The following is a 7,739-nucleotide window of genomic DNA, read 5'->3' as shown; positions in this document are numbered from 1 at the left end:
TCAGCTCCGCGGACGCGTTCAGGGTCTCCGCGAGGAAGTCGACGGCGTGCCGCGGGTCGAGCGGCACCGTGGGCTCGGGAAGCACGGGTCCGCCGAGGGCGTTGTCGCCGTGGATCCAGGCCCCCGGGGTGAGCTCACGGCGGAGCGGCTTGTCGGCTCCCGCCGCGACCGGCACGCCGGTCACGCCTGCGACCGTGAGGGCGATCTGGGCATTCCGCGTGGTGTGCTCCAGGTAGCCGTTGCCGCCGACGGTGGTGACGCCGCGGAGGTCGATCTGCTCGTTCCCGGCCGCCAGCCAGATGGCGAAGACGTCGTCGTGGCCGGGGTCGCAGTCGAGGAGGACGGGGACGGGCATGGGGTGCTCCTTTGCAATCGGGTGTGCGTAAACGTTTACACTCTTTCTCATGAACGTCAAGCCGGACGCCGTCCTCGCCCCCGCCCTCGTCGTCGTCGGAAGCGCGAATGTCGACCTCACCGCCTTCGTCGACCGGCTCCCGACCGCCGGGGAGACCGTCGCCGGGGGCCGACTCTCCCGGGACCTCGGCGGCAAGGGCGCCAACCAGGCCGTCGCGGCCGCGAAGCTGGGTAGCCGGGTCCGCATGGTGGGCGCGGTGGGGGCGGACGCCGACGGCGCCTGGATGCGCGAGGAGCTTGGTCGGGCCGGCGTCGACACCACTGACCTCCGCCAGGTCGCCGCACCCACCGGGACCGCGCTGATCGTCGTGGACGCCGAGGCCGAGAACCAGATCGCGGTGTGCCCGGGCGCGAACGAGCTCGTCTCCCTCGAGGGCGTCGCCTTCGGGCCGGACGAGGCCGTCCTGCTGCAGTTGGAGATCGCGCTGTCCGTCGTCGAGAACGTGGTCGCCCGCGCCGAAGGGTTCATCGCGGTCAACGCCGCCCCCGCACGGCCCCTCCCTGACGCGCTGCTCCAGCGGGTGGATCTGTTCATCGTGAACGAGACCGAGCGTGAGCTGATGCCGGAGCTGGCGGATGCCGCGCTCGTCGCCGTGACCTACGGCGCCGCGGGCGCGGCCCTGTTCCGCTGCGGGGAGGAGATCGCCCGGGCGGACGGCGTGCCCACGCGCGCCGTCAACACCGTGGGCGCGGGAGACGCCTTCTGCGCCGCGCTCGTGCTCGCCCTGCAGAGCGGACTCTCCCCGCGGCAGGCCCTGCAGACGGCCTGCGCGGTCGGCGCGGCCGCTGTCGCGGACCTCTCCTCGCAGCCGCCCTTCGAGCCGCTCGCGCGCTACGTCCCCGGGTCGTAGCGGCCCCGCGACCGGGATCGGGTCAGGACGCGGCGCCCGCTCCGCGCAGCGCGCAGCGGAGGTCGCTCGGCGGCACGAAGTCCGCGGTGAGCGACCAGTCGACCTCCTCGCCCGCGGGGACCTCCACCGTCGCCTGACCGGACCCGACGACCGTGGCGGCGTCGGTGGTGAAGAACACGGTCACGACGTAGGTCGCATCCTCGTCCGTGGGGTTGCCGACCACCCCGGTCGCCGTCCCGCCGTCCTCCTCCGTGGTGCACGCCGTGATCTGGGTCCCGGCGCGCACCTCCGGGGCATCCGGCACGTCCTCCGGCACGCTCGTCGCTCCGACGACTCCCTCGTCCTCACCGGGGATCTGCGGCGCCCCTTCCGCGGCGGTCCGGGTCGGGGCCGGCTTCTCCGCCGCGGGCGTGCAGCCGCTGAGAAGGAATCCGAGGATCAGGATCGGAGCCGCGAGGCGGGCGATACTTCGGCGGCGTGTGGACATCATGGACCCCTCCTTCGACCGGGACCGGTCCGTGGCGGGCGATCACCGCCACGGACCGTCTCTCGATCAGCGCTGTTCCTGCTCTTCCTCTCGCCGGCGTACCCGCGTCAGGCCGAGACCCAGGCCGGCGAGGACCATCACTCCGCCCAGCAGCATGCCACCGGCGGTGAGCGTCCCACCCGTGACGGCGAGCCCGCTCGGCGGCGTCGGCACCACACGGGTGACCGTCTGCGAGGTCGGCGGATCGATCGGCCCGCCCGGAGTGTTGCCGGTCACGGTCGCGACGTTGCGCACCTCACCGCGACGCACGTCGGCGGCATCGATGGTGTGCGGCGGCACGGTGCACGTCATCCGCTCCCCGGAGGCGAGGCTGGTCGCCGGGCAGGTCACCGCGCCCGCGGTCGGATCGGACACGACGATGTCGGAGACCGTCTGCGCCCCGATGTTGCTGACGACGATCGTCCACTCCACCCGGTCGCCGAGGTCGATGAGTCCGTTGCCGTTCACGTCGACGGTCGTCGCGCGCTTCTCGATCGCGAGCTCGTTCGTCCCCTCGAAGGGCACCTCGACCGTCGACGGCGGCGACACGGGCGGCGTGCTCGACGGCGGTGTGCCGGTGGCCGTCGCCGTGTTGGTCAGCCGGCCGGAGTCGACGTCCGCCTGCGTCGTCGTGTACGTCGCCGTGCAGGTCACGGTCTGCCCGGGGATGATGCGCGCGGCCTCATCGGGGCAGGCGATGGCCGAGAGGTCGCCCTCTCCGGAGAACTCCGTCTCCTCGACCGCCACGTCGGCCAGCGTCACGTTGCCCGTGTTGGTCACGACGAAGAAGTACTCCAGGGTCTCCCCCACCGTCGTCATCACGGCCGGCGTCGCCGACTTCACGATGCTCAGTCCAGGCGCGGGGAGCGCGGGGACGCGCGCCTCGGACGGCGGCGACACCGGGGGCTGCAGGTCCCCGGGCGGCACACCGGTCGCCGTGGCGGAGTTCGTCACCTGCCCCGCGTCGATGTCCTCCTGCGTCAGCACGTACGACGCCGTGCAGATGAGCTGCGCACCGGGCGCCATCGATGCGGTCCCGGCCGGGCAGTCGATCGCCGACAACTCTCCGGTGCCCGAGAACGCCCCCTCGTTCACCACGACATCCGTCAGCGTGACGTTGCCGGTGTTGGTCACGACGAACGAATAGACGACCTCCTGCCCCACCACGTAGGAGTCCGGAGCGTCCGGCGTCGCGGACTTCACGACCGTGATCGCCGGGTTCCGGTCACCGGGGACCTCCACCGTCGACGGCGGCGTGAGCGGCGGTTCGCTGGTCGGCGGACCCGTCGGCGGCTCTCCCGTCGCGACGGCCGTGTTCGTGAGTCGCCCGGCATCCACATCCGCCTGGGTGACCACGTACGGCGCCGTGCAGGTCACGGACGCACCGGGGGCCAGCGAGGCCGCCGCGGCCGGACACGTGATCACCGGCGCGGTTCCCGTCCCCGAGAACGACACCTCGTCCACGCCGACATCCGTCATCGTGACGTTGCCCGTGTTGGTGATGAGGAACGAGTACGTGATCGTCTGCCCTGCGGCAGAGATCTCGGTGAGGTCCGCGGTCTTGGCGATAGTGAGGGCCGGCGACCCGTCCGAGGGCACCTCGACCGTCGAGGGCGGCGAGACCGGAGGCTGCCCCGACGGCGGCGTTCCCGTACCGGTGGCGGTGTTCGTGACGCCACCCGCATCGATGTCAGCCTGCGTCACGACATACGGCGCGGTGCACGTCACCTCCGCTCCCGGAGCGAGCGACTCCGCCCCCGCCGGACAGGTCACCACCGGCGCCGTGCCGGTGCCGGTGAACGAGACCTCGTCCACCCCGACATCCGTCAGCGTGACGTTGCCGGTGTTCGTGAGGAGGAACGAGTACGTGATCGTCTGACCCGCCGCGGTGATCTCGGTGCGGTCGGCGGTCTTCGCCACGGTCAGCGCGGGTGCCGGGTCACCGGGGACCAGGACGGTCGACGGCGGCGACACCGGGGGTTCACCCGAGGGCGGCGTGCCGGTCACGGTCGCGGTGTTCGTCACCCCGCCGCCGTCCAGGTCGGCCTGGGTGACCACGTAGGGCGCCGTGCAGGTGACCTGGGCTCCCGGCGCGAGGGACGCGGCGCCCGCGGGGCACGTCACGACCGGCGCCGTGCCGGTGCCGGTGAAGGCCGTCTCGTCGACCGTCACGTCCGCGATCGTCACGTTGCCCGTGTTGGTGACCAGGAAGGAGTAGGTGATCGTCTGGCCGGCCGCGGTGATCGTGGTCCGGTCGGACGACTTCACCACCGACAGGCCCGGCGACGGCTCCGACGGCACCTCGACCTCGGACGGCGGCGACACCGGCGGCTCCCCCGACGGCGGCGTGCCCGTGGCGGTCGCCGTGTTGGTCACTCCACCCGCGTCGATGTCGGCCTGGGTGACGACGTACTCCGCGGTGCAGGTGACGTCGAGCCCCGGTGCGAGCGAGGATACGCCAGGCGGGCACTCGATCACCGGCGGGGTCCCCGTACCGGTGAAGGAGGCCTCCGTCACCTCGATGTCCGTCAGGGTGACGTTGCCGGTGTTCGCGACGACGAACGTGTACGTGATGGTCTGGCCAGCGGCCGTGATCTCGGTCCGGTCTGCCGTCTTCGACACCGTGAGCCCCGGCGACGGCTCCGACGGCACCTCGACCTCGGACGGCGGCGACACCGGCGGCTCCCCCGACGGCGGCGTGCCCGTCACCGTCGCGGTGTTCGTCACCCCACCCGCGTCGATGTCGGCCTGGGTGACGACGTATTCGGCGGTGCACGTCACCTGCGCGCCGGGAACCATCGTGGCGGCACCCGCAGGACAGGTCACCACCGGAGCAGGACCCGTACCCGTGAAGGTGCCCTCCTCGACCGTGACGTCGCGCACCGTGACGTTCCCGGTGTTGGTCACGAGGAACGAGTAGGTGATCGTCTGTCCCGCTGCCGTGATCTCGGTCCGGTCAGCGGTCTTCGCCACGGTGAGCGCCGGAGCCGGGTCGCCAGGGATCTCCACCGTCGAGGGCGGCGACACCGGCGGTGTGCCGGAGGGCGGCGTGCCCGTCGCTGTCGCCGTGTTCGACAGCTGCCCGGCGTCGATGTCGCTCTGCGTCAGCGTGTACATGGCGGTGCATGCCACCTGCGCCCCCGGCGCGAGCGAAGCGGCCCCCGCCGGACACGAGATGGCCGACAGCTCGCCGGAACCCGTGAAGGCCGTGTCCTGCACCGTCACGTCGGTGAGCGTCACGTTGCCCGTGTTGGTCACGACGAACGTGTAGGTGATCTCCGTCCCCACCGTGTATCCGGCGGCGGTGGAGGGGTCGGCCGACTTCACCACGGTGATGCCGGGGGTCTCGATCGACGGCACCTCCACCTCGGACGGCGGCGACACCGGCGGCTCGAGGGTTCCGGGCGGGTCGCCCGTCACGGTGGCGGTGTTCGTCACGCCGCCCGCATCGATGTCGGCCTGCGTCACCTCGTAGGTCGCGGTGCACGTCACCTGGGACCCGGGCGCGAGAGACGCCGCTTCGGCAGGGCAGGTGACGACCGGAGCGGTACCCGTCCCGGTGAACGACACCTCGTCGACGGTCACGTCGGCGATGGTGACATTGCCGGTGTTGGTGACCAGGAACGAGTAGGTGACGATCTGTCCCGCAGCGGTGATCTCCGTGCGGTCGGCCGTCTTCGCAACCGTGAGGGCCGGACTGCTGGGCACGGTGACGATCGCGGTGGAGGGCGCGGAGACGGGCGGTTCGAGGTCGCGGGGCGGGGTGCCGGTCGCCGTGGCTGTGTTCGTGACCTGGCCGGCATCGACGTCCGCCTGCGTCGCCGCGTAGGACGCGGTGCAGGTGACCTGAGCCGCCGGGGCGAGGCTTGCCGCTGCAGCCGGGCAGGTGACGACAGGCGCCGTTCCCGTGCCGGAGAACGCGGTCTCGGTCACCCCGATGTCGGTCAGCGTCACGTTACCGGTGTTGGTCACGAGGAACATGTAATCGATGGTGGCGTCGGCCGCAGTGATGGACGTCGGATCCGCGGTCTTGACGAGGGTGATCGCGGGCGTCTCCGCTGCGGGGACCACGACAGTCGACGGCGGCGACACCGGCGGCTCGCCCGCGGGCGGCTCGCCGGTCACCGTCGCCGTGTTCGTCACGCCGCCCGCATCGATGTCGGCCTGGGTCACGACGTAAGGCGCCGTGCAGGTCACCTGGGCGCCCGGTGCCAGCGAGGCAGCGGCCGCGGGGCAGGTGATGACGGGGGCGGTTCCCGTTCCGGTGAACGACGTCTCCGTCACGCCGACGTCGGCGATCGTCACGTTCCCCGTGTTGGTGATGAGGAAGGAGTAGGTGATCGTCTGGCCTGCTGCGGTGATCTCCGTGCGGTCGGCCGACTTGGCCACCGTGAGCGCAGGAGCGGCCGTGACCGGGATCTCGACCGTGGACGGCGAGGACACCGGTGCCGTGCCGGTCGGCGGCGTGCCCGTCGCGGTGGCCGTGTTCGTGAGCGCCGAGGTGTTGTAGTCCGCAGCCGTCACGGTGTAAGTCGCGGTGCAGGTCACTTGCGCTCCGGGAGCGAGCGATCCGGCGCCGGCGGGGCAGGTCACGTCGAGGGCCCCGGTGCCGGAGAAGGACTGCTCGTCGATGCCGACGTTCGTCAGGGTCACGTTTCCGGTGTTCGTGACGAGGAAGGAGTAGTCGATCGTCTGCCCGGCGCCGGTGATCGCGGTCGTCTCGGAGCTCTTCTCCAGCGAGATCGCCGGAGCAGGGTCGACCGGCACGCGCACGGTCGACGGCGGGGACACCGGAGGCGTCAGCGACCCCGGCGGCACACCGGTGGCGGTCGCGGTGTTGCTGACCGATCCCCCGTTCACGTCCGCCTGCGTCAGGGTGTAGCTCGCGGTACAGGTGGCCTGCGCACCCGGGGCGAGCGGGGCCGTCGGGCACACGGCCGCCGAGAGCGTCCCGGACCCCGTGAACGCCGTCTCATTCACCGCGATGTTCGAGACGGTCACGTTGCCCGTGTTGGTGACGATGAACGAATAGTCGATGACCTGGCCGACCGTGAAGTCGTCCGGTCCGGACGGGGTCGCCGACTTCACGACCGTGAGCGCCGGGGTGCGGGTCGTCGTGACCGTCGCGCTGCTCGGGTTGCTCTCCACGCCGGTGTTGGCCTCGGAGGTTCCGGTCGCGACCGCGGTGTTCGTCACCGTGCCCGCGTCGATGTCCGCCTGCGTCAGCGTGTACGCCGCCGTACAGGTCGTGTTCTGCCCCACGGCGAGTGTCGTCGCCGCACAGTCCACCGCCCCGAGCGTCCCGGTGCCGCTGAACGCGGACTCGCGAATGCCGAGCCCCGAGACGGCGACGTTGCCGGTGTTGGAGACCGCGAACGAATAGGTCACCGTGTCCCCCGCCGCGGTGGCGGTGGTCGGCGTGACCGTCTTCGTCAACGCCAGAGACGGCGCCGGAGCCGTGATCGTGACGGCGTAGTCCTCCACCTCACCCGGACCGCCGGTTCCGGTCGGGGTCGCCGTGGTCAGCCCTGTCCCGCTCTGGATGCGGAACCGCGCGAACGTCTGCCCGCCCACCGTCTGCGAGGCGATGCCGGACCAGTTCAACGTCACGGACGAGCCGTCCGCCGTGCCCGCGGGGACCGTCGCGGTGGCGCCCTCGTTCGCATCGAACACGCCGTTGCGGTTGAAGTCGATCCAGCCGACCAGGGTCGCCGGCACACCCGGCACCTTGTTGGAAGCCAGCACCGACACCGAGTAGGTGTTCGTCACGCTCGCCATGATCGGCCCGAACGACGCCACCCCCGTCTCGTCGTTGATCGTCTGGTTCGGGGCCGTGCCGCCGACCACGTTGTCGCCCGTCGCGTTCGCGCTGTACTGCATCGCCGTCTCCGCATCGGCCGACCACCCCAGATACGTCGCCGCATTCAGCTCCTGGGAGACCGAGCCGT

Annotated in this window: 5 protein-coding genes; 2 read left to right on the top strand and 3 right to left on the bottom strand. The window is 71.5% G+C overall.

Going from position 1 to position 7,739, the window contains the following annotated elements:
- On the bottom strand, positions 1 to 355 hold a 355-nt coding region (locus CJ226_RS18275), incomplete at its 3' end, for a nucleoside hydrolase (protein WP_219719856.1).
- Positions 356 to 404: 49 nt separating this feature from the next.
- Here CJ226_RS18275 and CJ226_RS04685 point away from each other — a divergent pair.
- The gene (locus CJ226_RS04685) at positions 405 to 1,265 is read left to right on the top strand and encodes a ribokinase (protein ID WP_102208464.1); all 861 of its coding nucleotides are present in this window, start codon (positions 405 to 407) and stop codon (positions 1,263 to 1,265) included.
- Between the two features lie 22 nt (positions 1,266 to 1,287).
- On the opposite strand, the gene CJ226_RS04680 is transcribed toward CJ226_RS04685, so the two are convergent.
- Positions 1,288 to 1,755 (bottom strand): hypothetical protein, encoded by a 468-nt coding sequence (locus CJ226_RS04680; RefSeq protein WP_102208463.1) that lies wholly within the window; start codon positions 1,753 to 1,755, stop codon positions 1,288 to 1,290.
- Positions 1,756 to 1,818: 63 nt separating this feature from the next.
- The gene (locus tag CJ226_RS04675; protein WP_219719854.1) at positions 1,819 to 7,560 is read right to left on the bottom strand and encodes a GEVED domain-containing protein; all 5,742 of its coding nucleotides are present in this window, start codon (positions 7,558 to 7,560) and stop codon (positions 1,819 to 1,821) included.
- On the opposite strand from CJ226_RS04675, the gene CJ226_RS18270 reads away from it, so the two are divergent.
- Positions 7,550 to 7,739 (top strand): hypothetical protein (locus CJ226_RS18270; protein WP_219719853.1); only part of this gene is annotated, 190 nt, incomplete at its 3' end. The genes CJ226_RS04675 and CJ226_RS18270 overlap by 11 nt on opposite strands.

This window comes from Microbacterium sp. UMB0228 (assembly GCF_002871415.1).
In the GTDB taxonomy this organism is placed as follows: domain Bacteria; phylum Actinomycetota; class Actinomycetes; order Actinomycetales; family Microbacteriaceae; genus Microbacterium.
This window is presented reverse-complemented; position numbering and strand designations above follow the sequence as displayed.

Coding starts and splice junctions, on each gene's coding strand:
- CJ226_RS04685 (WP_102208464.1), top strand. CDS start 405: ATGAACGTCAAGCCGGACGCCGTCCTCGCCCCCGCCCTCGTCGTCGTC.
- CJ226_RS04680 (WP_102208463.1), bottom strand. CDS start 1,755: ATGATGTCCACACGCCGCCGAAGTATCGCCCGCCTCGCGGCTCCGATC.